This window comes from Clostridium sp. OM05-9, from assembly GCF_003481465.1.
Classification (GTDB): domain Bacteria; phylum Bacillota; class Clostridia; order Lachnospirales; family Lachnospiraceae; genus Coprococcus; species Coprococcus ammoniilyticus.
Map to the genome: position 1 here is coordinate 368,302 of NZ_QULF01000003.1, position 26,575 is coordinate 394,876.

Here is a 26,575-nt window from a genome sequence, read left to right on the forward strand (position 1 = left end):
CCTGTTTCAACGCCGGTTCTTAGTGAGTCGCCAAAGGCGAGGAGCTTAGTACCGTTGCGTTGAAATAGAGTGCAAACGACTTGCGTAATAATAGGTAAGACGATCTTCTTTTTTTCATAGATTTATGAAAACACACCAGTTGTAAAGTGTTCGCATAAACTACTGCTCTTCGTGAGCGAGTGCCGCAGCAACAAAGCCTTTGAAAAGCGGATGCGCTTTATTTGGTCTGGATTTGAATTCCGGATGCGCCTGAGTTCCGATGAACCAAGGATGATCCGGAATCTCGATCATCTCAACGATATGACCGTCAGGAGAGAGACCAACCAGTTCCATACCATTATCTGTTAAAGCCTTACGGTAGTCATTGTTGACTTCATATCTATGTCTGTGACGCTCATGGATGTATTCTGTGCCATAGAGCTCATAGGATTTGGAATCTTTGCTGAGTACACATGGGTAAGAACCAAGTCTTAATGTTCCACCGAGGTCTGTTACATCATGCTGATTCGGCATGATATGAATAACCTGATGGAAAGAGTTCGGATTGAATTCTGAGCTGTGGGCATCTGCATAACCAAGGACATGTCTTGCAAATTCAACGATCGTGAGCTGCATACCGAGACACAGACCAAGGTAAGGAACCTTTTTCTCTCTTGCATACCGGATCGCTGTGATCATGCCTTCGATACCTCTGTCACCAAAACCGCCCGGAACAAGGATTCCATCGACGTCACCCAGTGTTTCTTCCACATTTTCAGGAGTTACAAGTTCGGAATCTACCCATTTGATCTCGACCTCGGCATCGTTTGCAACACCGGCATGCTTTAAGGATTCAACAACGGAAATGTATGCATCATGCAGTGAGACATATTTGCCGACGAGAGCAACACGAACCTTTTTTTCCGGATTCTTCCAGGCAGTGATCATATCATTCCATTCCTTCCATGCATGTGGTTCCGGAGCAGGACAATCCATATGTAAGCATTTGCATACAACATCAGCGAGATGCTCTTTCTCCATAGCGAGAGGAACTTCATATAATACATCAACATCCAGATTCTGGATGACATTCTGGCTAGGTACATTACAGAATAATGCAATCTTATCCTTTAAGCCCTGATCCAGTGGATAATCAGAACGGCAGACCAGAATATCCGGCTGGATACCCATTCCCTGCAGGTTCTTAACACTCGCCTGCGTTGGCTTTGTCTTTAATTCACCGGAAGCTTTCAGATAAGGAATCAGAGTAACGTGGATCATAATGCAATTCTCATGTCCGACATCATGTGTGAACTGACGGATCGCCTCTAAGAAAGGCTGGCTCTCGATATCGCCGACTGTACCGCCAATTTCGATGATCGCAACCTCGGTATCCTTTGCATCCGGATTCCGATAGAAGCGCTCTTTGATTTCATTTGTTATATGTGGAACTACCTGTACGGTGTGTCCGCCGAAGTCGCCGTGGCGTTCTTTCTGTAAGATACTCCAGTAGATCTTACCGGTCGTAACATTCGAATTCTTATTCAGACTTTCATCGATAAAACGCTCATAATGACCAAGATCCAGATCAGTCTCCGCACCATCATCGGTTACGAATACTTCACCATGCTGGATCGGGTTCATAGTACCCGGATCCATGTTGATGTATGGATCGAATTTCTGGCTGGTAACCTTGTAGCCTCTCATTTTGAGCAGACGACCAAGGGAGGCAGCAGTGATACCTTTACCAAGACCGGATACGACACCGCCTGTGACAAACACGTACTTAATAGGCATAATAATTTCCTCCTGATATATTCTAAAAACGCATAGACATACGCTCTCATTAAAAAAACACTCATTATTATACGAGAGCATTTTTCAAAAGTCAATCAGCCGTATCGAAAAACAGGATGTATCCGGCATAAAAATATGGTATGATAGTATATAAGAAGTCAAACTTAATAAAATTATGGAAAAATATTTACAAACTTTAGAAAATAAAGTTAAAAATCTACATTTTACAGGAAAATGAAGTGAGAAGACGGGAGATCTCGATGGGAGCAATTCAGTTTATCCATATCAGTGATGTGAATATCGGACGAAAAGCAGACAAATTACTGTTCGGACAGACCTGTGAAAAGGACGGGATAACGACCTTGAAACAGGTTGTTTCTGATGCAGGAAAATTACAGGCTGATTTTGTATTTATCACAGGGGATCTCTTTGACCATCCGGCAACAGAAGAAGATCTTGCGTGGATTGATGAGATATTTCTGCCGCTTGATAAAACGGCGGTCATTTATTGTCAGGGAGATCATGATTACATGAAATCAGATAGTGCACTTACGGGCTATTCTTTCCGGTCAAATATTTATGTGGCAGGCTGCAGCGAGTATCGGAATCCGGTTCCGGCAGGCTCTGCAATATATGGAGTAAAGCATGAAAATGCAACTGCCATGATCGATGTTATCCGGTTTCCGAAAAAAAATGCAGTACTTTATTGTGCCGGCTATTATAGTGCCGGAGCGCAGATGGCAGTTTTAGATGAACTGACACCGGCGGATGATGAGATGACAAATATTCTGCTGGCTCATGCCGGAAATCATGGTGCGATACCGATCGATTATCCGACGATCCGGAAAGCAGGATTTGATTATATCGGATTAGGACATGAAGCTTCCTATAAAAATATGTACAATGGCAGGATTTGTTATCCGGGTGTATTGGAACCGGACAATAACAGGGAGACCGGACCGCATGGCTATGTGCAGGGAAAGTTATCAGATGGCGTGGTATCGGTACGGCTTGTGCCTGCATCACAAAAGGAATATAAGACGATCCGCTATCCGGTCAGTAATTATATGTCAGATGAAGAACTGGCAGATGAATTGCATCGTATTATTGCAAGAGAGGGAGAAGAAAATATTTATTCGATCTATCTGGTACGACCGGAAAAATGTGAGAAGACCTTTCATTTGCAGGAGGCACTGGCCACTTACCGGATTGCCGCGCTGATCGGAGAAGTGTATCAGCGTGAGGATTATGATGAATACAGAAAAGCAAACCGGGGAAATGCATTTGGACGATTGCTTGATAAACTGGATGCCGACTCTCCGATCCGGGAGGATGGGGCGAAGCTGGCAGTTGACCTTGTTATAGAACGATCAAAGATATACACCAGAAGCAGCCGGAAAATGAATGACCGGCTTTATGAGGAAACGATCCGGGTAGTGCTTGAGAATCTGAAACAGGGTATGGATAAACTCCGTACCTCAAAGGATATTCAGGAATATGAACAGGCAAAGGAACGGCTGGCAGAAAGTCCGGATGTACTGGAACGCTTAAATGAAGCATGGGCAATGGAACGGAAGAACAAACTGGAGCTTCTGACTGCCCGGAACAATCAGGCGCAGATCGTACCAAGACACAGAAGCAAATGGATACGAACCGGTATCCGTGCCGCCATTGTTCCATTTGTCATATTCTGTATCATGGTATTGTTCCTGATGCCACGGGCGTACATTCAAATGTCAGAGCGTATGAATGGTACAGATGTGGTTCGTTTTCTGGTTACATCAATACTTGCAATCGTGCTCTGCTTTGTGGTCGGTTACGTATTTGCGCGACTGATCGATCAGAATAAGGCAGACGGAATACGAAAAGAACGCGCAGATGCAGAACGGCTTGAACGCGAGTTGGCTGCAAAAGGCGAGCAGCTTCACGAAGTCAGAACCGGATATCAGTTACAGGACACGAAGCGGCGAGAAATCCAGTCGGATGTGAATGCTAGAGAAGATCTTGTAGCGCAGACGATCTACAAGCTTCAGGTGATGGAAGAAGCGATGCGGATGTTAGAATAAAAAGAAAAAGGGCACTTGAAAAACAGGTACCCTAGGATACTAACATATTTGCCAGCAGGATACTTACGACGATCCCTGCACCGAGAGACAACAGGGCGCAGGGGATGATATATCGGGATTTGCGGACTTTGGCAGCCATCAGATATACAGACATCGTATAGAATAAAGATTCCGTACAGCTAAGGATAATGGCAGCGGTGAGTCCTTCTCTGGAATCAGGTCCATAGTCGTTAAAGATATTTAGCATCAGACTGGTGGCAGACCCGGAGGAGAACAGCTTCGTTATAATGACGGGGATCACACAATCCGGGGTATGTATGAGAGAAGCAATCGGCTTCAGCGCGGTTGTGATCAGGTCAAGGGCGCCGGAATCATTCAAGATTCGCACAGCCACAAATAGACCAATCAGTGTTGGAACTAATTCGACTACGATCTTCATTCCATCAAATGCCCCATCAATAAAATCTTCATAGACATTCGTCTTTTTAATACAGCCATATAACACAACAGCAGATATGACCATCGGGATGATACTGTTTGAGATTGTTGTCAGCATATTCATTTTCCCCTCTTATTTATAATGACAGCCAGCAGGACGGCAACGGCGGTGGAGCAGACCGTTGCGATGATGCCGGGCAGGATAATGGCGGTAGGATGTTCAGAGCCATAGGTTGCACGATAGGCAATGATATTTACCGGGATCAGTTGCAGCGAAGAAATATTCAGAATCAGGAAGACGCACATCTCACGGCTGGCAGATTTGCTTCCCTTGTTGTCCTTAGCCAGCTCCTGCATTGCCTTTAGTGCCGGCGGTGTTGCAGCCCACCCAAGCCCTACGATATTTGCAATGATATTCGTACACATATATTCATATGCCGGATGCTCCGGGGAAAGTCTCGGGAATAAGAGCTTCATGACAGGGAACATTTTCGATGACCATTTCTTCATCAGACCGGTGCGCTCTGCGATCTTCATAATTCCACACCACATCGTAACGATTCCAAGCATGGTAATACAGAGTGAAACGGCGTCACTCCCGGCATCAATGATACCTGCATTCACATCTTCCATATGCCCGGTCAGAAGTGCGGTGATAATACCGACTAAGATCATGGCAGCCCAGATCAGATTAATCATAGAAGCCCCTTTGATTTTGCTTTTACATAATGAATATATGCGGGAATATGGGGGAAGTATGCTATAGTATTATCGATTTTTAAATTCATACAATGTGAATTTTATATATTCTATATTGCAATAATATCAGAATAACGATAAAATAATGATAATATATTAACAACAAGAAGCATGGAATAAAAAGGAGTGATAAAAATGATACAGATTAGACCGGTTTCAGATCTTAGAAATAAGTTCCCTGAAATTGAAACAATTGTGAATAGTGGAAAGCCTGTATATTTAACGAAAAATGGATATGGGGCGATGGTTGTTTTAAGTATGGAAGAGTATGCTAATCTTACAGAGAATGTTGAAATGAAACTTGATGAAGCTGACAGACAGGCAAAAGCGACAGATAAAAGACTTTCACATGAAGAAGTATTTAGCAAAGCAAGGAGTGTGATGGATGCAAGATAAAATCTACAAGCTAAGATATTTGACAGATTAAACAATCCGGTAGCGTTTGAACAATATCATTCCAGAAAAAAACGTGAATATCCATATTACCGGATATATGTAAGAAATTATGTGATTTATTATGTGGTAATTGATGATATTATGGAAGTACGACGGTTATTGTATGGTGCAAGAAATATAGAAAATTTGTTAAATTAATACATATAAAAAGAGCAGTAAAATTATCAGATTTACTGCTCTTTTTATATGTATTCGTCTCAATCATCCTGTAATATGTCACATTTTCACATTTTCCCCATAAAGTATAGAGAGATGAATAATATGTAAATTCAGGAGGTATATTCATTTGGAACAGTATAGAAACTGCAACAGAAATGGTGGCAGATACCCTGCTCAGCCAAATCTCATGATGCAATATGCAAATAACCGCAATGCCTCTTCCTGCAATGGAAACCGTCAGGGTACAGGCGGCTGTCCTTCCAGACAGGATCATTGCGAAACAACAAGAAAGGATGTAGAGACCTGTGGCAGATTCAGTCCGCATCCGATTGGTATGGCGTATGTGCCAAGTCAGGAATTTGGGGAACTTTATGATGCGAAAAAGGGTCTGTGCGAAGGAACCATGTTCCCGGATCTGAATCTGATCTTTTGTGGTGTAAGGGGGAAATAGGCAATGAATAATATGAACAAACAGCAGCTCTTTGCCTTTATAACAGAAGTGTCCTTCGCGTTGGATGACATTTCCCTGTATCTGGACACTCACCCGGAATGTCCAAAGGCACTGGCAGCATACAGCAATTATAAAGCAATGCGGCAGCAGGCAGTCCGCGAATACACGACCGCCTATGGTCCATTGAACCGATATCAGGTAAATGACGACAATTATTTTGACTGGGTTGACAAACCTTGGCCATGGGAAAGGGAGTGTGGTTGTTAAATGTGGATCTATGAAAAAAGATTACAGTTTCCGGTAAATATCAAAGAGACAAATGCACAGCTTGCGCAGGCAATAATCTCACAATACGGCGGACCGGATGGTGAAATGGGTGCATCCATGCGGTACCTGTCCCAGCGTTATGCGATGCCGGACAATAAGGTGAAAGCAATTCTTACCGATATCGGTACAGAGGAGCTGGGACATCTGGAGATCGTTGCCACGATCATTTACCAGCTTACCTGCCGGTTATCGATCGAGGAGATTAAGGCATCGGGATTTGACAAATATTACATCGATCACACCTTAGGAATCTGGCCGCAGGCAGCAGGCGGCATTCCATTTAATGCTTGCGAATTCCAGAGCAAAGGCGATCCGATCACGGATCTTTTCGAAGATATGGCAGCAGAGCAGAAAGCCCGCTCGACTTATGACAATATCCTGCGTCTCTGCAAAGACTACCCGGATGTATATGAGCCGATCAAATTCCTTCGTGAACGTGAGATCGCACATTTCCAGCGCTTCGGTGAAAGCCTTGGCATTGTCCGCGACAAGATGGATACAAAGAACTTCTATGCATTTAACTCAGCATTTGACACAAGCGCTCCATGTGTGGAGAAATGCGGAAAGTAGAAGATAGCAACTGCCGGTTATTTATTATTATATAGTAGCGACAGAAAAAAATATCAGGCAGCAATCCTGAATCGGGGATATCAAGCTGCCTGATTTTTTTACAATGTATATTATTGAGAATAATTCTTGAAAAGAATTATAAATTTATTCGGTTTGTGGTATAATGAGTATAAAATTATTTGTTTGCAAGGATGAAAAAACAAATCATACTTTATTGGGAGGTACAAGTATATGGACAAAAAAGCGATTTATAATTTATCCTATGGTGTATTCATGTTATCCACCAGATCAGGGGAGAAGGTAAATGGCTGCATTACAAATACATGTATGCAGGTGGCAGGTAATCCGGTTCGGGTTGCGATATCTGTGTTAAACACGAATTATACATGTGATCTGTTGAAAGAGAGCGGGATATTTGCCTTAAGTATTCTGGATCAGACCTGCTCATTTGCAACGATAAAACATTTCGGTTTCCAGTCCGGCAGGGATGTGGACAAATTCGCAGAGCTGCAGATGCCAAAGGACTGCAATGACATTCCGTATATGGGATGGAATGCCTGTGCCGTGATCAGCGGAAAAGTAGTAGAACAGCACGACCTTGGCACACATACGTTATTTATCGCAGAAGTCGTAGATGCCAAGCTGATCAATGAAAATGCACCGCTGACTTATGCGGATTATCAGACAAAGGTAAAACCAAAAGCAGAACCGAAAGCCCAGGACAAGAAGATCGTAGGCTGGCGCTGTCGTATCTGTAATTATGTATATGAAGGAAGCGAGCTGCCGGCAGATTTCACTTGCCCGATATGTGGACATGGGGTAGAGGATTTTGAGCCGGTGTATGAGGCGTAAGCTATTAAAAAGCTTATAAACAGGAGGACAATGCTATGGAACGAGTAGCAAAATTTTTAAAGGACGCAGAAACTTATTATTTAGCAACTGTAGAGGGTGACCAGCCAAGAGTCAGACCATTTGGAACTGCCCATATTTTTGAAGGCAAGTTATACATACAGACAGGCAAAGTAAAAGATGTATCAAAGCAGATCCATGCAAATCCGAAGGTTGAGATCTGTGCTTTTATGAATGGAGAATGGCTTCGTGTAGCAGGAGAATTGGTGGAAGATGACCGTAGAGAAGCAAGACAGTCTATGTTAGATGCATACCCTTCATTACAGAAGATGTATTCCGCAGATGATGGTAACACCGAGGTATTTTATTTTAAGAATGCAACAGCAACTTTTTCATCATTTACACACGAACCGGAAGTTGTGAAGTTTTAAATGTATTACATGGTTTGACAAACGCCCTCGCTTGTATAAGCGGGGGCGTTTGTGCGTTTGTAACATATTTATAAAAGTAACTATTAGCAATGATAGGATAAGATAAGAAAAAAATATTTTCTTTAAATTGACAAAATATGCGTATATTATTGCGCATTATGACAAATAAAGGTATAATATTTCCATAATAAAAGGGGGCGGGTCTGAGATAACATTTCTTTAAGTTTATCACTTAAGCTCCAAGAATGAATGTGTATTGTTTGATTGTAAAGATAGTATATCTTCGCAGCAAATAAAAATTCACAATAATAAACAATAACATATACAATGAGAAATTTTTTGTACATCATAGTTTGTATAATGATTCTAACCAGAATAAGAAAATTACTACATAGACAGAAAAATAAGACACAAAAAAAGACTTGTTACCAAGTCTATTTGTTCTACACCATGTAGAGTCTTACGACGGATTCGGATAAACCTTATTTGCACTCGTCTTGTAAGTTCTATTTAAGGATAACAGGTTGTTCATAAAAATGCAATAGATAATTTTAATTTTAGGAGGAAATGGTATGAGATATTTTATGGGATTGGATATGGGAACATCGTCGGTAGGCTGGGCAGTAACAGATGAACACTATCAACTGCTTAGAAGAAAAGGAAAAGATATGTGGGGAATACGTGAATTTGAAGAAGCAGCTACAGCAGTTGAACGTCGGACACATCGTGTAAGCAGACGAAGAAGACAGAGACAGGTAGCCAGGATTGGTTTGTTACAGGAATATTTTCATGATGCGATACATCAGGTAGATCCTAATTTTTATCAGAGATTAAAAAACAGTAAATATCATGAGGAAGATAAAGACGAGATTGTAAGAGAAAGTAATGGGATATTTAATGATGCGGAATATACAGATAAAGAATATTTCAAAGAATTTCCTACAATTTTTCATCTTAGACAGGAGTTGATTAAATCAAAAGAGCCACATGATGTACGATTGGTATATTTAGCATTATTGAATATGTTTAAACACAGAGGACATTTCTTAAATGCTACACTTAGTGCGGATGGGGAAAGCAGGAAGATTAAAGATATATATACGGATTTTGTAGACAAGGCTGCAGAGCAATTGGGAGTTTCTTTTGCCACGGACATAAGGTATGAGGAGCTGGAAAATTATTTGAGTAGTAATGATTTATCTCGAAAAAGAAAGGGCGAATTAATTGCAGAGTTGTTACATGTAACACGGAAGGATAAACAACAATATGCATTAATTGAATGCATGCTCGGTTTGGATAAAAGTGTAAAGTTAATGTTTGGAGACACTTTGCCAGAGGATTTTGATAAAACCATAAAGGTTAATTTTTCAGATATTGCATTTGAAGAAAAAGCAACAGAAATCAGTGAGGCTATTGGTGAAGAAAAATATGATTTAATACTCATAATGAAAGAAATATATGATGCAGCTATATTGAATCGAATAATGAATGGATATACATATTTGTCGGATGCCAGAGTTGCTGAATATGAAAAACATAAGAGTGACTTAGCTTGTTTAAAGCATTACATAAAAGAATACGGAACACAGCAACAGTTTGATTTCCTGTTTAGAGGTACAGAAAAAGGTTCGTATAGTGCGTATGTGCATTCTGTTAATTCACATGAAAAGCAAAGAAGAAATATGGCTGGAAATAAAAAAGAAGATCTGTATTCTGCACTGAAAAAAATGTTGAAAGATATGCCGGAAAATGAAGAAAAGACATGTATTATGATGCAGATAGAGCTGGATAATTTCTTGCCTAAACAGTTGACTGCATCGAATGGTGTTATCCCAAATCAGATTCATTTAAAGGAAATGAAGAAGATTCTTGCCAATGCAGAAAATTATTTGCCGTTTCTTAAGGAAAAAGATGAGTCCGGTTATACGGTTTCTGAAAGGATTCAGAAATTATTTGCATTTCAGATCCCTTATTATATTGGACCGACAACCGAGAAAAGTGCAGAGTTTGGGGGAAATGGCTGGGTAGTTCGTAAAGAAGAAGGAAAAGTGCTTCCATGGAATATTGATCAGAAGATTGATATGAAAAAGACATCAGAGAAATTTATTTCACGCATGGTAAGAAGATGCACATATATGAATGATGAACAGGTTCTACCGAAAGAGTCGTTGGAATATGAGAGTTTTTGTGTATTAAATGAATTAAATAATATAAAGGTATATGGTGAGAAGCTTCCAGTAGATATTAAACAGGACATATATAGAACATTATGTGAAAAGGGAAAACGCGTTACTAAAAAGAGTCTTATGCAATATCTTGTAGGGCGGGGAGTAATAAAGGCAGAAGATGAAGAACAACTTACAGGTTTAATGGATGGTTTAAATAATACTTTAAAATCATTTGCAAAGTTTAAAGCAATATTTGGAGATGCGATTTATGAGGATTCATGCAAAAAAATGGTTGAACAGATTATTTTCTGGTGTACCGTTTATGGAGATTCTAAGCATTTTCTGAAAGAACAATTACTGGAGAAATATGGTGAAGTGCTTACAGGTGCACAGATCAAGCGTATTCTTGGAATAAAATTCAGAGATTGGGGAAATTTGTCAAAAAAATTTCTGGAACTTCAGGGGTGCAGCAAAGAGACAGGGGAAGTTAATTCGTTAATTCGTATGTTATGGGAAACAAACGATAATCTGATGGAATTGCTTGCTCAGGATTCCTATACATTCAAAGAAGAACTTGAAAATATGCAGGAGTCAACATATAAGGTATTAACTGAATTACAGCCGGAAGATTTAGACCATATGTATTTTTCAGCACCGGTAAAGAGGATGATATGGCAGACGATTCTAATCATTAAAGAAGTAACAAAGGTTATGGGATGTCAACCAGAGCGATTATTTATTGAAATGACGCGTGAACATGGGCAGAAAAATGATATAAAGGATTCACGAGCTAAGAAATTTTATGAGCTTTATTCAAAGATAAAAGATGAGGATAAAGACTGGCGTAAAGTGATAGAAGATGCTGATAAAGATGGAAGAATCAGAAGTAAAAAAATGTATCTGTATCTTACCCAGATGGGAAGATGTATGTATACAGGAAGACCAATTGATCTGGATCAGTTATTTAATAATAACCTTTACGATATTGATCATATTTATCCAAGACATTATGTAAAGGATGATAATCTTGAAAACAATATGGTGTTGGTTGAAAAACAATCAAATGCGCATAAAAGCGATGTGTATCCGTTGGAGTCTGGTATCTATGAAAAACAGGTGAATTGGTGGAGAGAACTACATAGAAAAAATCTTATTAATGACGAAAAGTTAAAACGATTAACTGGAAGAAATCCATTTACTGATGAACAAAAGGCAGGGTTTATTGCAAGACAGTTAGTTGAAACAAGTCAGGGTACAAAAGGAGTTGCGACTATATTACAGGAAGCTTTGCCAGATACTACATTAGTATATGCCAAAGCAAGAAATGTGTCTGAGTTCAGAAGTGATAATGATTTACTGAAGTCCAGAATTGTAAATGATTTTCATCACGCACATGATGCGTATCTTAATATAGTTATAGGTAATGTATATTATGTGAAGTTTACTAAGAACCCGATTAATTTTATCCGAGAGCATGGAACATATAATCTTGGAAAAATGTTTGCTAAGGATGTGAAACGTGGTGATGATATAGGCTGGGTTGCACAATCAGGAAATGGGCAGACTGCAACAATGGAAACAATAAAAAGAACGATGGCGAGAAATACACCTTTGTTGACTAGAATGAGTTATGAGGTTACAGGAGGACTGGCTAATCAAACGTTATATTCGGCTAGTAAGGCAAAAGAAGGAACATATATTCCGCTGAAGAGTTCAGATGAAAGAATGCAGGATGTTACGAAATATGGCGGATTTACCAGTGTGTCAACTGCATATTTTATGTTGGTAGAACATGATGGTAAAAAGGGAAAACGTATTCGAACAATTGAAAGTGTACCGATTATGTGGAAAGAACGCATAGAAAAAAATCCAGCAGAACTGGAAAGATATTGTTTGGATGTTTTGAAGTTAAGTAATCCTGATATACGAGTGCGTAAAATCTTGATTCAGTCTTTGATTAAGAGAAATGGATATTATATGCAGATTACAGGTAAGACGGGAAATAGAATGTATGTAAGAAATATGGTATCACTATGTTTAGTGCAGGACTGGGTAAATTATATAAAAAAATTAGAAAAAGATAAAGATGAAAATATATCAAAGGAAAAGAATATTAGATTATATGATGTGTTAATGGATAAGCATATTAATACAATATATAATACGCGTCCTAATCCGGTAGGGGATCTCCTAATAAAGAGAAGAAGTGATTTTATTGAACTAAAAATAACGGATCAAGTAATAATTTTATTAGAGATATTAAAATTGACTCAGACTGCATTAGGTAGTGCAAATTTGAAATTAATAGGTGAAGCAGAAAAAACAGGTGTAATGTTAATAAGCAAAGATATTACAGCTCTTGATGAGATGCTATTAATTAACCAATCAGTAACAGGTTTATATGAGCAGAGAGTTAATCTGCTGACAGTATGAGTTGGCGCACAATAGTAGTAGCAAATAGCGCAAAAATGGATTATCAATTAGGATATCTCGTTGTTCGGACAGATAAGGTAATTAAGATTCATCTGACAGAGATATCCTTGGTAATCATAGAATCTACAGCAGTATCAATAACTGCGGCATTATTGAGTGAGTTGATGAAAAAGAAAATAAAAGTAGTTTTCTGTGATGAAAAAAGAAATCCATCATCAGAACTAATACCGTATTACGGAAGTCATGATACAAGTGCGAAGGTAAGGGAACAGATTAAATGGAATCAGGAAAAGAAATCTCTTATTTGGACAGAAATTGTTGCAGAAAAGATACGAAAACAGGCAGATTTGCTACGGGTATTTCATAAAAAAGAAGCGGACCAATTAGATACATATATTACAGAGCTGCAATTTGGAGATGCAACAAACAGAGAAGGACATGCTGCAAAAGTATATTTTAATGCACTGTTTGGTTTGGATTTTTCAAGAACAGATGAGAATAGTATTAACGCAGCATTGAATTATGGTTATGGTATTATACTATCAATGTTTAATCGTGAAATTGTTTCGAATGGTTATATAACGCAATTAGGACTGTTTCATGATAATATGTTTAACCAGTTTAATTTAGGATCTGATCTCATGGAACCGTTTCGTCCTTTGGTGGATAGAAAAGTAGTGGTAATGAAACCAGAGAAATTTGAAACGGATGAAAAACATCAGATATTAGGAATATTACAGGAGGAGGTTGTTATAGGAGGACGAACAGAATATGTTAGTAATGCAATTAAACTATATTGTAAAAGTATATTTGATGCATTACGAGATAATGACGTATCTCTTATGAAATTTTACAGCTTTGAGTTATAGATATATGAGAATAGTAGTCTTTTTTGATCTTCCGGTAATAACTGCCAGTCAGCGAAAAACATATCGGACATTTCGGAAATATCTTGTGAAAAATGGATTTTTAATGATGCAGGAGTCTGTATATTGCAAACTTGCACAGAATTCTTCTGTTGGAGAGACAATAATAGAAAATATACGAAAAAATAGACCATCAGAAGGTTTGGTGCAAGTTTTAAAGGTTACAGAAAAACAATATGGGAAAATGGAATATATTGTTGGAGAATCTTCAAATGAAGTATTGAACACGGATCAAAGGTTGGTGATTTTATGAGATTAGTATATTCACTATATAATCTTGACATTCAGATAGAAGAAAATATGATAAATATTTTAATAGTGGAGAATCCTGAAATTTTTTCAGTACTGATACAAGATATGATATCTGAAGAGAACTGGGTGTTATCTGAGCCTGATAAGATTCTAACCTTTGATAAAATAGCATCGGTTATTATAAATCCATTTCTATTGGATTGTAATGAACGAAAAGTAATCCAGAAGTTATACCAAGAGATTGATAATTCTGCAAATGACTGGTTTGTTCAGGAAATGGCAGAGTTGCAAGGACAGATTGTTTCAATGATCTCACAGGCAATAGAGACCGTGCCATATGATGTTACATTCGATTTTGAACAGAATTTTCAGGGGTTGTTAAAGTTATATAATGTGCATATTGATAATGAGTGCGATTCATTATTAGAGAAGATAAGTAATTATATTAAAACTCTTCATCGGATATGTCATATATCTGTATTCATATTTGTGAATCTGAAGACCTATTTATCTGAAAATGAATTGAAAGAATTATATATAAGCTGTTTTTATGAAAAAATCCATCTGATTTTATTCGAAAATCAGCAGAAGAAATGTTTGGAATATGAAAAAATGTATATTCTTGATAAAGAATATTGTATAATAGAGTCAGATTAAACTTACAGCATATGTCTATGTGTTAAACTCGGGGAGAGTCCCATTTTTATAATTTGGGGTTTGAGAGTCTTGTAAGTGAATAAGTGAATCAAACGCATCAATTAATTCTTCAATGCGATTAAGGTTTGAGAGTCTTGTAAGTGAATAAGTGAATCAAACATCATCTATTCGTGGTACGTTGGCAATGTTGTTTGAGAGTCTTGTAAGTGAATAAGTGAATCAAACCAACTGTTGCCTTGACGGATAATGGCTTTTGTTTGAGAGTCTTGTAAGTGAATAAGTGAATCAAACCGTGATGATGTCAACCTTTGTTCGGTATAAGTTTGAGAGTCTTGTAAGTGAATAAGTGAATCAAACATGCTTTTCTATTTTATCAACGATTTCATGTTTGAGAGTCTTGTAAGTGAATAAGTGAATCAAACTGGGTGTTTTAAGAAAAGAGGTGTAAATATGTTTGAGAGTCTTGTAAGTGAATAAGTGAATCAAACTACGCAAATAACACTTGCGGAAATGCTATTGTTTGAGAGTCTTGTAAGTGAATAAGTGAATCAAACTCTGCTGATGAGCATACACCAGTGTTGCCGTTTGAGAGTCTTGTAAGTGAATAAGTGAATCAAACTCCTTATGCGGCTTGCTGTTCTCTATCGCCGTTTGAGAGTCTTGTAAGTGAATAAGTGAATCAAACTGAGTACGGCGGTGGTTATCGTGGATCAAACGTTTGAGAGTCTTGTAAGTGAATAAGTGAATCAAACCTTATCAGAGCCGGTCAAGGATCAGACGGAGTTTGAGAGTCTTGTAAGTGAATAAGTGAATCAAACGAATATATTAATGTCGGGGCGGTCGGTCGGGTTTGAGAGTCTTGTAAGTGAATAAGTGAATCAAACTAACGCACATCCAACGACAGGACACGCAAGGTTTGAGAGTCTTGTAAGTGAATAAGTGAATCAAACAGTCTTCCACAGACAGTAGAGTTTGACATTGTTTGAGAGTCTTGTAAGTGAATAAGTGAATCAAACAAGCGTCTCAGCAAGGAACTGGTTAAATCCGTTTGAGAGTCTTGTAAGTGAATAAGTGAATCAAACAAGTAACTGGCAATATGTTATGTAACTATTGTTTGAGAGTCTTGTAAGTGAATAAGTGAATCAAACATAATACCGGTGATAGAGGAGAAAATGCGAGTTTGAGAGTCTTGTAAGTGAATAAGTGAATCAAACGTTTGCACTCCCATTTCAGTGATAACCTGTGTTTGAGAGTCTTGTAAGTGAATAAGTGAATCAAACATCCAGACATAACTATATCATTGTCTTTGAGTTTGAGAGTCTTGTAAGTGAATAAGTGAATCAAACTTTCTGACCTTGTGTAAACAGCGTTCTTGTGTTTGAGAGTCTTGTAAGTGAATAAGTGAATCAAACTCAGAGTGGCGCTGTTACCGACAGTTTAGTGTTTGAGAGTCTTGTAAGTGAATAAGTGAATCAAACTGTAAAATCAGATAAGGTTTTGTAACATTTGTTTGAGAGTCTTGTAAGTGAATAAGTGAATCAAACTATGATGATCTTGCGATTGGTCTTGTTGAGTTTGAGAGTCTTGTAAGTGAATAAGTGAATCAAACTAGCCAGAAAATGTGCTAACTTTTTTACTTGTTTGAGAGTCTTGTAAGTGAATAAGTGAATCAAACTATTGAAAAATTAAAATAAAGTTTCACAGGTTTGAGAGTCTTGTAAGTGAATAAGTGAATCAAACTGAACTGGATGAGAAATTCTTTGCTGTAGGGTTTGAGAGTCTTGTAAGTGAATAAGTGAATCAAACAGTATGATGGGCTTCCTGTCTGGGATGATGGTTTGAGAGTCTTGTAAGTGAATAAGTGAATCAAACAGACGAGGTTAAGAGTGCAATCGGTGATTGGTTTGAGAGTCTTGTAAGTGAATAAGTGAATCAAACAAGTTAGATTGATATTTAATATTGAGCTTGGTTTGAGAGTCTTGTAAGTGAATAAGTGAATCAAACTAACAGAACTAGAAGAAGGCAATGATTATCGTTTGAGAGTCTTGTAAGTGAATAAGTGAATCAAACGGAATTTGAGGAAGAAATGCCAGACAGTGTGTTTGAGAGTCTTGTAAGTGAATAAGTGAATCAAACGATTTTGTCGGTCAGATGGAAGTAGCTGTTGTTTGAGAGTCTTGTAAGTGAATAAGTGAATCAAACTAAAATGAAAGTAGTAACAAGCAGAATGAAGTTTGAGAGTCTTGTAAGTGAATAAGTGAATCAAACAGATTGCCAGCATTTCCTTGCGTCTACCCTGTTTGAGAGTCTTGTAAGTGAATAAGTGAATCAAACGTCTGAAAAAAAAGAATATCGGACACCTAAGTTTGAGAGTCTTGTAAGTGAATAAGTGAATCAAACAACGCGGATACAGACATCGTGAATGTTTATGTTTGAGAGTCTTGTAAGTGAATAAGTGAATCAAACAATTTTTTATATGTCAAATTGCGCATCATGGTTTGAGAGTCTTGTAAGTGAATAAGTGAATCAAACCCGCATAGTATTTATTTAACGTCTTTACGAGTTTGAGAGTCTTGTAAGTGAATAAGTGAATCAAACTCAGGCACAGTTTCTACAGCCCTTGGGATGTTTGAGAGTCTTGTAAGTGAATAAGTGAATCAAACACGATACGATCTTTTGTTCTCGTAATCCTCGTTTGAGAGTCTTGTAAGTGAATAAGTGAATCAAACATATAATTGTTCCTTATCTCTTTGATAATTGTTTGAGAGTCTTGTAAGTGAATAAGTGAATCAAACGGTTGTAAATAGTGACATACAGTATGATGTGTTTGAGAGTCTTGTAAGTGAATAAGTGAATCAAACCCACAATGGTCCATTTCTTCCATGTCATGAGTTTGAGAGTCTTGTAAGTGAATAAGTGAATCAAACAGTTTAATCATTCCAGATGCTACTTTTCGGTTTGAGAGTCTTGTAAGTGAATAAGTGAATCAAACTTCATCGAGCGTGAGCTGTTAAAGGGAACAGTTTGAGAGTCTTGTAAGTGAATAAGTGAATCAAACGATTGGAGCTATCTGGAATAGTAGAGATTTGTTTGAGAGTCTTGTAAGTGAATAAGTGAATCAAACAAAGATAAAAACGGACACTGGACAAGTGCGGTTTGAGAGTCTTGTAAGTGAATAAGTGAATCAAACTAGGCGATTGTAAATTTAGACCTTGGGGAGGTTTGAGAGTCTTGTAAGTGAATAAGTGAATCAAACTGCACTGCATTCATTCCACCTGTCTTTGCAGTTTGAGAGTCTTGTAAGTGAATAAGTGAATCAAACAATGTCAGGTTCTGGAACTGAACCAAAGCCGTTTGAGAGTCTTGTAAGTGAATAAGTGAATCAAACCCCTGTTGGCACTGGTGACGCAGACCCATAGTTTGAGAGTCTTGTAAGTGAATAAGTGAATCAAACTGGTCAATCGCGAACAGTAACAACCGAACAGTTTGAGAGTCTTGTAAGTGAATAAGTGAATCAAACGGAAGGTTTGCCTGCGGCGCTGGAGATATTGTTTGAGAGTCTTGTAAGTGAATAAGTGAATCAAACAAATGTAAAATCTTTACAATTGTTTTTGCGTTTGAGAGTCTTGTAAGTGAATAAGTGAATCAAACTTATCATCAATCAAAATGGCGGCAGACCCAGTTTGAGAGTCTTGTAAGTGAATAAGTGAATCAAACTATTATCCTTACCAAAGGAATATCCTAATCGTTTGAGAGTCTTGTAAGTGAATAAGTGAATCAAACTACAACATGGTTGCATTCATGCTTGACTAAAGTTTGAGAGTCTTGTAAGTGAATAAGTGAATCAAACGATGAAGCGTGGTGCTTTCAGTTTGTGAGAGTTTGAGAGTCTTGTAAGTGAATAAGTGAATCAAACTATCCAATTAGTGACTATTTATCTTATGATGTTTGAGAGTCTTGTAAGTGAATAAGTGAATCAAACTTAACAACAAACACGATATGATGTTTCACGGTTTGAGAGTCTTGTAAGTGAATAAGTGAATCAAACTCGGCTATAATACATGCATAAGATAAAGAAGTTTGAGAGCCTTGTAAGTGAATAAGTGAATCAAACGCAAGAGTGGCACAGATTTTGGATATATCAGTTTGAGAGTCTTGTAAATGAATAAGTGAATCAAACTGGAACAGACACAGAAAAGTTATCTAAGCTGTTTGAGAGTCTTGTAAGTGAATAAGTGAATCAAACGCATGTCAATGACTTGTCAGCGTCCGGCTGTTTGAGAGCCTTGTAAGTAAACGATAAGAAGAAAAACTAAGAAAGGAATTAATTAATGGACAATAATCAAATCACAAATAATCAGTTTAAAGGAATTATAAAGATGGTTATAGCACTCATAAAAAGTGATACACCTAAGGAAGAGTTACTAGAATATTTAACTGATTTGGTTGAAGAATAATGTATATATGAGTGTAAACAAAGTGTATGTTGAAAGATATGTAAGAACATGACTATATAGATATAGCAGAATGCTATTTCCCCCCACCACAGCCTTACTTACCACATCCCCTATATGCGATTCAGCTCCTGTGGCGGGGGAGAACTTTGTTCTGGTTCCTTTTTATTACATGCTAGAATGTCTTCTGCAGAAATTCTGCATGCGATTTATAGTAGCGATAGTATTCGGTACCCTTTTCCTGACCATACTTGGTTACGAAGAGGTTGTGAATTTCCCGAAGGTTTGCTTTATGCGGGTATAGTTTTTTATAGAAATCATCAATGAGAGCAATACCGGCATTAGAGTAAACAATCGATAAGAATTTACGGTATTTTGTTTTCTTTTGCCAGTTGACCTTTGGTATCTCGTAGGATGAACTCTTTACTATACCATAGATATAACTTCCTTTTTCCTGACCGTAGATAGATATAAGTATGTTGTGGATGGCGGATAGATTACTTTTCCCGACACAGGAAAGTAATGTATCGACCTGTTCCTTATCATACAGCGGCGTAGATACAGCTTCTGGAATAGCAGCCTGTTTATCAATCTTAGCAGAAACAGCAATTTTGACAGGATTCGCAGCGGGAGTGGCTTCTACGATCACGTCCGGCTTTGGATTTTCTGCCTTTATTACTGAATCATCAATACTTTCCGGTACTGTAGCAAAAGCAGGAATTGCAGGAAGCAGCGGTTTTTGTACAGATAGTTCATTTGCCAGTGTGTGGAAAATGGAGGGAGCCTTGCGGCATACATGGTATCCGCGTTCCGTCCAGAAATGTACCACGCTGTCAAAACCTTTATCTTTTGAAACAATGATGAGGTTGTCGTCCGGATTTTTAACTGTATACGAACCAAGGTAGGTTACAAGTTGAAAATCTAAGGCATTATCAGTCCCGTTTTCACAGAGGATGAACTCAGGTTCAAAAGGGGACTGTTTCAATGCGACAACATTTGCATAGGACATGTTAGGAGACTTGTCGGTGTAGAATACAAGGATACAGTCATCGTCATTCAGATAATCAAATAGTTGTATCCAGGAATCGCCGACGTTCTCACTATCTACAAAAAATATATTTCTCATGATCACCTCATTTAACCAGAACAAAATAAGTATAGCATATAATTATATCTAACTGAACAAGAAAATGTCGACATAAATGTCGGCAAAAAAACAACACCTCCACCCCATAGTAGTTTCATATGCAATACATTTCAGAAATTCTGTCTTGTATCATATAACCACCATGGAGCAGAGGTGCTTTATATTATGCGGTTATTTAATGAATCGCTTCTGAATTCATAACAGTCTTAGCTGTACCGGCATAAGGGTAAGCCCAGAGAAAACTGCTTATTTTACTATAAGTAACATCCATATTCAGTTCATAGGACTGTACATTTTTGAGATTCTTAATCTTTACATCTTGTGTAGCACGAACCTTGAGCCGGAGTGTTTCATTTGCCTTAAGAGTCAGGCTCTGGTTGCTTTTGTATTTCTTCCATGGGTCATCACCTTTGCGATAGGAAATGATATCAACACCTGTTTCAATGGTCGAACCATCGTCCAGTTCAATCGTCAGTACAGCATTGTCATATAATTTCAATGTGTCATTATAGGCTTTGCTGGTAATCTTATATACTGTTTCGTTATCAGCACATTTTACACTGTTGTCAAATTTGAACGTATATTTACCGCTTCGGTTTGTTGCAGATATCTGTTCGTAGTCTGTAAATGCACTGTAATATTTCTTCTTGCCGACTTTAAGATAAGTTCTGACCTTATAGCGGTATGTCTTGCCTGCTGTTACTGTCTTGTCTTTGTAGTTCAGACTGTCTACACTTTTCTTGACTGTGGCAATCTTCTTGTAGCCTACGATACCCATTTCTTTCCGGTAGATTTCATATCCGGTTGGAAGTATGCCGCCTGAACTGTATAATTTCAGCGTAATCGACTTTGGGCTTCTTGGGGCTTCTGCAAACTGGTACTCGTCAAATGAACACACAGGGCCTGTATAGGCAGAAGCTGGGATACCGGTTTCGATAACTTTCTTTTTGTTTTTATAACCACGTATCATATAAGTATAACGTTTTTCCGGTTTCGCTTTTTTGTCGGTATAGCTTTTCTTCTTACCCGAAATGGTTGCGATCAGTTTGTATTTGCCTGCGTTCCAATCCTCATCCGCAACCGCCCGGTAGATCTTATATTGCGTAACTCCTTTTTGTGCTCCCCATGACAATTTCACCGAGGTGATCGAGGTAGCGGTAGCTGTTACGTCAAGATAGTCACTGGCTTTTACGACTGGCATGCTCGTAAACATGAGCTCTCCGATCATAATAAACATGAGTATGAGACTGATAATCTTTTTGTTCATAACCTTCAACTCCTTTCTTCGTCCGATATATACAGTTTATATTTGATGTATTTTTATATTCTGCTTGTGCCTTTGTCAACATACCTTATAAATGACACACTTCGTTTTCTATTCGATGCATATGTCTTTTTCGTAAATACTCCTGTGCCAACTCACCTTCGGCTGAGCGGAGCACTTAGTGAAGACGAGCGTTAGTGCGAAGTCTGAGGTTCGTGTAGCTTACTCTAATTTGCCAGCGTGCATCTCATAACGAAAGCCTCGTGTATGCCATATTACAAGGTATATTGCCATAGACACAAACAGAATATAAAAAATAAACGTTAATTCTATACCTGTATATCCGGCTCCATAACCCTAAATTCCAACATACCATTTTCTTGATATGCTTATATCAATTGTACCATAGGCCGGCTTATAACGCTACTACGAAAGCACAGTCAAAATGACGAAAAAACCAAGAAAATAGGCGACTTGCGGCTATATCTGGCAGATTATGCATTCTATCAAAATCTCCCTTATAAATTCCATTGACGACCTGCGATAGATAATCCAAAGAAGTAAGCCGAAAGTATTAATAAATATCCCGTTGCATATCAGCCTGCCTGAGATAAATGTTGAGAGTGGATGATGGGTAGATGCGTTCAAATACAGTCCTTGCTTATGGTGTTTGTATCGACCAAGGCATAGCATGATATGACATTAGCGAGTCATATGTGCTATGTCGGGGGTGATACAAACCCCATAAGCAAGGTTACGCTATCACATCACCCCTCCATCAGCCGGATAAGATCTTTTGCGACATTCGACAGATAATGCCCGTTCATATAGCCGATGCCAAGTGTATAGCTGGCGCTTGGATAGTTAAGCTGGATCACATTGAGGTTGTCAGTCAGCTTCCGGTCAGACAGAAAATTGCCGGGATAAACCGTGCATCCATAGTGGTTGATACACAGATTATATAAGGTTTCCAGATTGTTGGATTCCACACCAACCTTGACAGCCATTTTTTCAGACTGGAAGATGCTGTTCATGGCACTCCGGATCGTATTGCCGGTTTTATTGAGAAGAAAATTGCAAGGTTCCAGAACCTGAATCCTTCCGGTGCTGATCAGGATGCTCTTGACGTGACTGAAGTCCGGTCCGAAACAATTTTTTAGATATTCATCCGTAACCAGCAGGTATAGATGATCTGTCCCTTTCGTTCATCTGCGATATCCTGAAATTCACTCATCATTTCTGTTTCCGCCTGAACCAGACGGTTCGCATAGTCCAGAAATCGTTCTCCGGCATAGGTAAGCTTCAGTGGTGTCGTTCGTTCAAATAATTTTGCACCCAGCGTCTGCTCGATACATTTATAACGACAAGACACGAACAGGGAGCAGCATTTATGGCGGATGTTTATGGTCGACTGACCGGAAAAGCAGGCGTGTGTCTTTCTACGCTTGGACCTGGAGCAACGAATCTGATCACAGGTGTGGCAGATGCAAACAGTGACGGTGCTCCACTTGTAGCGATCACCGGGCAACTCGGAACGGATAAGATGCATCTGACCTCCCACCAGTATCTGGATCTGGAGGCATTATTTAAGCCGATCACGAAGCGGACAAAGATGATCATGCGCCCGGAATCTGTAAATGAGATCGTTCGTCTGGCATTCAAATATGCGGAGAGTGAGAAACCGGGTGCAACGCATATCAATCTGCCGGAGGATATTGCAAAGGAAGAAGTGCCGGAGGGAGTAGCCCGGAAATTTATCACGACAGCACCTAAGAATAAAGAATATGCAGATATTGAAAGCATTGAACATGCCGCTGCTGCGATCTTCCAGGCAGAGCATCCGGTCATTCTTGCAGGACATTCGGCTGTCAGGGCAAAGGCATCAAAAGCGTTGACGGAGTTTGCACCGATTAAATGGAATCTGAAGGATGACCACAAGATCATTCATATTGATTCACGGCCGTCTGCGATATCCGATCCGTTATGGGTAAGGAGAATATTCTGGTATCTGATGTTGGAGCCCATAAGATGTGGATATCCAGACATTATAACTGCTATGAGCCAAATACCTGTCTGATCTCAAATGGTTTTGCAACGATGGGTATAGCGGTTCCCGGTTCAATCGCAGCGAAGATGTTATATCCGGAAAGAAAGGTACTTGCTGTTACAGGTGATGGTGGTTTCATGATGAATTGTCAGGAGATTGAAACAGCTGTTCGGATGAATGTTCCGATCGTCGTTCTGGTCATGCGGGATGACAGCTATGGTTTGATCAAATGGAAACAGGATGACCGGTTTGGCGATCACTGTTTTGTAGATTTTACAAATTCGGATTTTGTAAAAATGGCAGAGAGTATGCATGCAGTTGGACTTCGTGTAGATAAAACAGAAGATTTGAAGGATGTTCTGGAACAGGCATTTGCATCTGGTAAAGTCTGTATCATTGACTGCCCGGTTGACTATGCAGAGAATACAAAACTGACGGAACACTTAAAACAGATGATCGCAGAATTGGAATGATAAATGTATGAAATGCGCGAAGCACATCATGCAGCTATTTAGAAATAAAAAATCTCATAGTATCCTCTTACCATCTATGATAAAATAGAACCAGTATAAAAGGTACGGAATACAGTATAAAACAAGAGGGTGCACAGACTGGATGCACAGCAGATTGATACAGGGGTGATGCTATGAGAAGATATAGGAAACTGAAAATATTTGTGGCAGGGCTTGCCATGATCGCAGCGGCGGCAACGGGCGGCGGAACCGTATTTGCAGCGGGAACAACAATGGCAGATATAACAACAGATAAAACGCACGATACTCTGTCAGGAACGGAAGAACAGACAGAGGAAGAAGCGGATACATCTATACAGGTTGAAGATCGACAAGAAGAAACAGATAAAGATGAGATCTTGGTTGCGGAGCCGGAAGAGGATTCGTATGGCTGGGAAGAAATCCTGGGTGACGTAAATGCGGTCACGATGGGAAATGGAATATCCGCCTATAATCTTCGGGAAGACAGGACAGCAACGGACCGGTATTATGATCAGTTGGATGATGTGTCAAAAGAAATCTATAATATCTTATATGATGCCTATAAAGATGGCTCTACAACGAGTACGATCACGTTGAATTATTCCAGCGTGTGGAAGGATCAGAAGATTACGATCACATCGGATAATAAGATGGTCATGCCGGATACCTTTCATCCACAGGTGCTGAGCTGGGAACGTGACATGCTGACTCCGGCATTTCTTGCTCTGATCTATGACCATCCGGAGCTTAGCTGGCTGTCGGGTGCAACCTATTATATGTCATACAAAATAAATGGAATTTCATATTATTCGTCTGAGCTGGATGAGAATAACAGTATGGTAAAGGATGTAACAGTTCCATGTATTACGACCTATATCAAAGAACCATCGGTGAATGCAACAAAGGCGGAGATGGATACGATCGTGTCGGAGGCAACGGAATCGATCAATAAGAAGCTCGCGGGAAGTACATCCAGATATCAGACCATAAAAGAGATTCATGATTATATCTGTAACAGTACATCCTATGCAAAATCTAATACGACAAGCAGTGAATATCAATCGGCTTACAGTGCATTTCGTGACACGAATGGTGATGGAACGGTGGAGACGGTCTGTGCAGGATATTCCAGAGGCTTTAAGCTGTTGTGCGATGCATATGGAATACCATGTGTGCTTGTGACCGGAGTGACAGATACCGGTGGAGCCCATATGTGGGATTTGGTTCAGATGGAGGACGGTATCTGGTATGGAGTAGATGCGACCTGGGATGACCAGACCAGCCGGACCTATTATGATTTCTTTTTGGTTGGATATGCAACGAAGCCGGATCATTTTGCAAAGACCGATTTCGGGAGCTGTCATATAGCAGAAGGTGCCTGGGATGCAAATGGAGCATATGAATTTGTCTATCCGGAGCTGAGTACAGACCTGTATCATGAAGATCAGGATGAAGATGGAATCTGTGATCTGTGTAATGCAATGTTAGATGGTATGAGCGCATTACTTGCCGGATATTCGCTCCGGCTGGAGGAGGAGACGGGGATCTGCTTTTATCTGCGGTTTACAAATACAGTTTTAAATGACAGCGGCGCATATATGAAATTTACGATGCCGGATGGAAGCACAACGCAACAGAAGGTGACGGATGCAGAGAAGCAGACAGTAAATGGAAAACAGTATTATGTATTTACCTGTTATGTGGCAGCAAAGGAGATGGCGGATGATATCCGGGCACAGGTATTTCTGTCCGATGGAACTGCCTGCGGAACAATATATCGATATTCGGTTCAGGATTATGCGGGATATATGTTAGACCGGAGCAGTACCTATACAGCAGAACTTCCGGTCGTGAAGGCAATGCTGAATTACGGAACTGCCGCACAGGAATTGTTTGGTTATCATACCGGTGATCTGGCAAATGCAATTCTGCCGGAGACGGAACGTCAGATAGGAAGCATGGATCTGACTGCACTTGCATCCTATCAGTCCGTGCAGGCAGGAAATATGCCGGATGGAATTTCCTATTATGGAAGCTCCTTGGTGCTACGTTCAGGAACACTGATCCGTCATTATTTTACAAAAGCAGGTGATGTGGAGCTGAGTGATATAACATTTACCTTAAATGGAAATGCAGTAACTCCGGTATCCGTCGGATCCAATATGTTTTATATAGAAATTCCTGCCGTGCATATTCAGAACATTACACAGATGAATACATTGGCAGCAGGAGAGAGTGGAGCGATAACATATGGTGTTTTAAGTTATGCGTATACGGTGTTGTCGGCTCAGACATATGGAAGCACGCTGGAACAGGTTATGAAAGCTATGGTTATATATCAGCAGACAGCACAGACCTATCTTGCCAGATGACACGTGCTTGTTCAGAATATAAACGAGGGCAAAGAACCGACAAAATAAAAAAGAATCAAAAAATAGAAATAAAGACGAA

19 protein-coding genes, 1 pseudogene and 1 CRISPR repeat array are annotated in these 26,575 nt (G+C 39.2%); of the genes and pseudogenes, 13 read left to right on the forward strand and 7 right to left on the reverse strand.

From position 1 onward, the window contains the following. Positions 1 to 159 precede the first annotated feature (159 nt). Entirely contained in the window at positions 160 to 1,776 is a 1,617-nt protein-coding gene (locus DXB77_RS07140; RefSeq protein ID WP_117785327.1) for a CTP synthase, read from the reverse strand. A gap of 260 nt (positions 1,777 to 2,036) precedes the next feature. Between DXB77_RS07140 and DXB77_RS07145 the strand changes: the two genes are divergently transcribed. Further along, the gene (locus tag DXB77_RS07145) at positions 2,037 to 3,842 is read left to right on the forward strand and encodes a metallophosphoesterase (protein WP_118662896.1); all 1,806 of its coding nucleotides are present in this window, start codon (positions 2,037 to 2,039) and stop codon (positions 3,840 to 3,842) included. A gap of 31 nt (positions 3,843 to 3,873) precedes the next feature. On the opposite strand, the gene DXB77_RS07150 is transcribed toward DXB77_RS07145, so the two are convergent. Further along, entirely contained in the window at positions 3,874 to 4,404 is a 531-nt protein-coding gene (locus DXB77_RS07150; RefSeq protein ID WP_226801035.1) for a nucleoside recognition domain-containing protein, read from the reverse strand. After that, complete coding sequence (locus DXB77_RS07155) at positions 4,401 to 4,979, reverse strand: nucleoside recognition protein (RefSeq protein ID WP_118616111.1); 579 nt, start codon at positions 4,977 to 4,979, stop codon at positions 4,401 to 4,403. The genes DXB77_RS07150 and DXB77_RS07155 overlap by 4 nt, the downstream gene beginning before the upstream one ends. A gap of 195 nt (positions 4,980 to 5,174) precedes the next feature. On the opposite strand from DXB77_RS07155, the gene DXB77_RS07160 reads away from it, so the two are divergent. The 10 genes from DXB77_RS07160 (at position 5,175) to csn2 (ending at position 14,718) form a co-directional block, all read left to right on the forward strand. Then, entirely contained in the window at positions 5,175 to 5,435 is a 261-nt protein-coding gene (locus tag DXB77_RS07160) for a type II toxin-antitoxin system prevent-host-death family antitoxin (RefSeq protein WP_117785330.1), read from the forward strand. Positions 5,436 to 5,781: 346 nt separating this feature from the next. Next, positions 5,782 to 6,105 carry a spore coat associated protein CotJA gene (locus DXB77_RS13300; protein WP_021943635.1) on the forward strand — a complete coding sequence of 108 codons (324 nt, stop codon included), beginning with the start codon at positions 5,782 to 5,784 and terminating at the stop codon, positions 6,103 to 6,105. A gap of 3 nt (positions 6,106 to 6,108) precedes the next feature. Beyond that, positions 6,109 to 6,372 (forward strand): spore coat protein CotJB, encoded by a 264-nt coding sequence (locus tag DXB77_RS07175; protein WP_008401169.1) that lies wholly within the window; start codon positions 6,109 to 6,111, stop codon positions 6,370 to 6,372. After that, positions 6,373 to 7,002, forward strand: a complete 630-nt coding sequence (locus DXB77_RS07180; RefSeq protein WP_118484702.1) for a manganese catalase family protein — start codon at positions 6,373 to 6,375, stop codon at positions 7,000 to 7,002. Between the two features lie 231 nt (positions 7,003 to 7,233). After that, complete coding sequence (locus DXB77_RS07185; RefSeq protein ID WP_117785332.1) at positions 7,234 to 7,854, forward strand: flavin reductase; 621 nt, start codon at positions 7,234 to 7,236, stop codon at positions 7,852 to 7,854. Positions 7,855 to 7,889: 35 nt separating this feature from the next. Next, positions 7,890 to 8,282: a pyridoxamine 5'-phosphate oxidase family protein gene (locus DXB77_RS07190; protein WP_117785333.1), complete on the forward strand. Its 393-nt coding sequence runs from the start codon at positions 7,890 to 7,892 to the stop codon at positions 8,280 to 8,282. 572 nt (positions 8,283 to 8,854) lie between these two features. After that, positions 8,855 to 12,883: a type II CRISPR RNA-guided endonuclease Cas9 gene (cas9, locus tag DXB77_RS07195; RefSeq protein WP_118662897.1), complete on the forward strand. Its 4,029-nt coding sequence runs from the start codon at positions 8,855 to 8,857 to the stop codon at positions 12,881 to 12,883. Then, a complete protein-coding gene (gene cas1, locus DXB77_RS07200; RefSeq protein ID WP_118662898.1) occupies positions 12,880 to 13,752 on the forward strand; it encodes a type II CRISPR-associated endonuclease Cas1 in 873 nt (290 codons plus the stop codon). The genes cas9 and cas1 overlap by 4 nt, the downstream gene beginning before the upstream one ends. A 4-nt stretch (positions 13,753 to 13,756) precedes the next feature. Beyond that, positions 13,757 to 14,062, forward strand: a complete 306-nt coding sequence (gene cas2, locus DXB77_RS07205; RefSeq protein ID WP_118484708.1) for a CRISPR-associated endonuclease Cas2 — start codon at positions 13,757 to 13,759, stop codon at positions 14,060 to 14,062. Then, positions 14,059 to 14,718 (forward strand): type II-A CRISPR-associated protein Csn2, encoded by a 660-nt coding sequence (gene csn2, locus DXB77_RS07210; protein ID WP_118662899.1) that lies wholly within the window; start codon positions 14,059 to 14,061, stop codon positions 14,716 to 14,718. Before cas2 ends, csn2 begins: the two co-directional genes overlap by 4 nt. Before the next feature lie 58 nt (positions 14,719 to 14,776). Continuing rightward, positions 14,777 to 19,029: direct repeats of the CRISPR family, unit length 36 nt; unit sequence GTTTGAGAGTCTTGTAAGTGAATAAGTGAATCAAAC. Positions 19,030 to 19,347: 318 nt separating this feature from the next. On the opposite strand, the gene DXB77_RS07215 is transcribed toward csn2, so the two are convergent. From DXB77_RS07215 to DXB77_RS07230, 4 genes are all read right to left on the reverse strand, one after another. After that, on the reverse strand, positions 19,348 to 20,298 hold the full coding sequence (locus tag DXB77_RS07215; RefSeq protein WP_118662900.1) for a PIN domain-containing protein: 951 nt from the start codon (positions 20,296 to 20,298) through the stop codon (positions 19,348 to 19,350). Positions 20,299 to 20,494: 196 nt separating this feature from the next. Next, positions 20,495 to 21,586: a fibronectin type III domain-containing protein gene (locus DXB77_RS07220; protein WP_118662901.1), complete on the reverse strand. Its 1,092-nt coding sequence runs from the start codon at positions 21,584 to 21,586 to the stop codon at positions 20,495 to 20,497. A 764-nt stretch (positions 21,587 to 22,350) separates the two neighbouring features. Continuing rightward, positions 22,351 to 22,764 (reverse strand): LysR family transcriptional regulator substrate-binding protein, encoded by a 414-nt coding sequence (locus DXB77_RS13305; RefSeq protein WP_118662902.1) that lies wholly within the window; start codon positions 22,762 to 22,764, stop codon positions 22,351 to 22,353. Further along, positions 22,740 to 22,955 (reverse strand): LysR family transcriptional regulator, encoded by a 216-nt coding sequence (locus DXB77_RS07230; protein ID WP_118662903.1) that lies wholly within the window; start codon positions 22,953 to 22,955, stop codon positions 22,740 to 22,742. Before DXB77_RS07230 ends, DXB77_RS13305 begins: the two co-directional genes overlap by 25 nt. Here DXB77_RS07230 and DXB77_RS07235 point away from each other — a divergent pair. Together DXB77_RS07235 and DXB77_RS07240 are read left to right on the forward strand one after the other, a co-directional pair. Then, positions 22,938 to 24,103, forward strand: a pseudogene (locus DXB77_RS07235) (thiamine pyrophosphate-dependent enzyme); the annotation flags it as partial. The gene DXB77_RS07230 and the pseudogene DXB77_RS07235 overlap by 18 nt on opposite strands. Before the next feature lie 173 nt (positions 24,104 to 24,276). Further along, positions 24,277 to 26,496 carry a transglutaminase domain-containing protein gene (locus tag DXB77_RS07240; RefSeq protein ID WP_118662904.1) on the forward strand — a complete coding sequence of 740 codons (2,220 nt, stop codon included), beginning with the start codon at positions 24,277 to 24,279 and terminating at the stop codon, positions 26,494 to 26,496. The last annotated feature ends 79 nt before the right edge of the window (positions 26,497 to 26,575 follow it).

Bases quoted from the DNA above. Each gene is read 5' to 3' on its own strand.
- DXB77_RS07140 (WP_117785327.1), bottom strand. From the start codon at position 1,776: ATGCCTATTAAGTACGTGTTTGTCACAGGCGGTGTCGTATCCGGTCTT.
- DXB77_RS07145 (WP_118662896.1), top strand. From the start codon at position 2,037: ATGGGAGCAATTCAGTTTATCCATATCAGTGATGTGAATATCGGACGA.
- DXB77_RS07150 (WP_226801035.1), bottom strand. From the start codon at position 4,404: ATGAATATGCTGACAACAATCTCAAACAGTATCATCCCGATGGTCATA.
- DXB77_RS07155 (WP_118616111.1), bottom strand. From the start codon at position 4,979: ATGATTAATCTGATCTGGGCTGCCATGATCTTAGTCGGTATTATCACC.
- DXB77_RS07160 (WP_117785330.1), top strand. From the start codon at position 5,175: ATGATACAGATTAGACCGGTTTCAGATCTTAGAAATAAGTTCCCTGAA.
- DXB77_RS07175 (WP_008401169.1), top strand. From the start codon at position 6,109: ATGAATAATATGAACAAACAGCAGCTCTTTGCCTTTATAACAGAAGTG.
- DXB77_RS07180 (WP_118484702.1), top strand. From the start codon at position 6,373: ATGTGGATCTATGAAAAAAGATTACAGTTTCCGGTAAATATCAAAGAG.
- DXB77_RS07185 (WP_117785332.1), top strand. From the start codon at position 7,234: ATGGACAAAAAAGCGATTTATAATTTATCCTATGGTGTATTCATGTTA.
- DXB77_RS07190 (WP_117785333.1), top strand. From the start codon at position 7,890: ATGGAACGAGTAGCAAAATTTTTAAAGGACGCAGAAACTTATTATTTA.
- cas9 (WP_118662897.1), top strand. From the start codon at position 8,855: ATGAGATATTTTATGGGATTGGATATGGGAACATCGTCGGTAGGCTGG.
- cas1 (WP_118662898.1), top strand. From the start codon at position 12,880: ATGAGTTGGCGCACAATAGTAGTAGCAAATAGCGCAAAAATGGATTAT.
- cas2 (WP_118484708.1), top strand. From the start codon at position 13,757: ATGAGAATAGTAGTCTTTTTTGATCTTCCGGTAATAACTGCCAGTCAG.
- csn2 (WP_118662899.1), top strand. From the start codon at position 14,059: ATGAGATTAGTATATTCACTATATAATCTTGACATTCAGATAGAAGAA.
- DXB77_RS07215 (WP_118662900.1), bottom strand. From the start codon at position 20,298: ATGAGAAATATATTTTTTGTAGATAGTGAGAACGTCGGCGATTCCTGG.
- DXB77_RS07220 (WP_118662901.1), bottom strand. From the start codon at position 21,586: ATGAACAAAAAGATTATCAGTCTCATACTCATGTTTATTATGATCGGA.
- DXB77_RS07240 (WP_118662904.1), top strand. From the start codon at position 24,277: ATGAGAAGATATAGGAAACTGAAAATATTTGTGGCAGGGCTTGCCATG.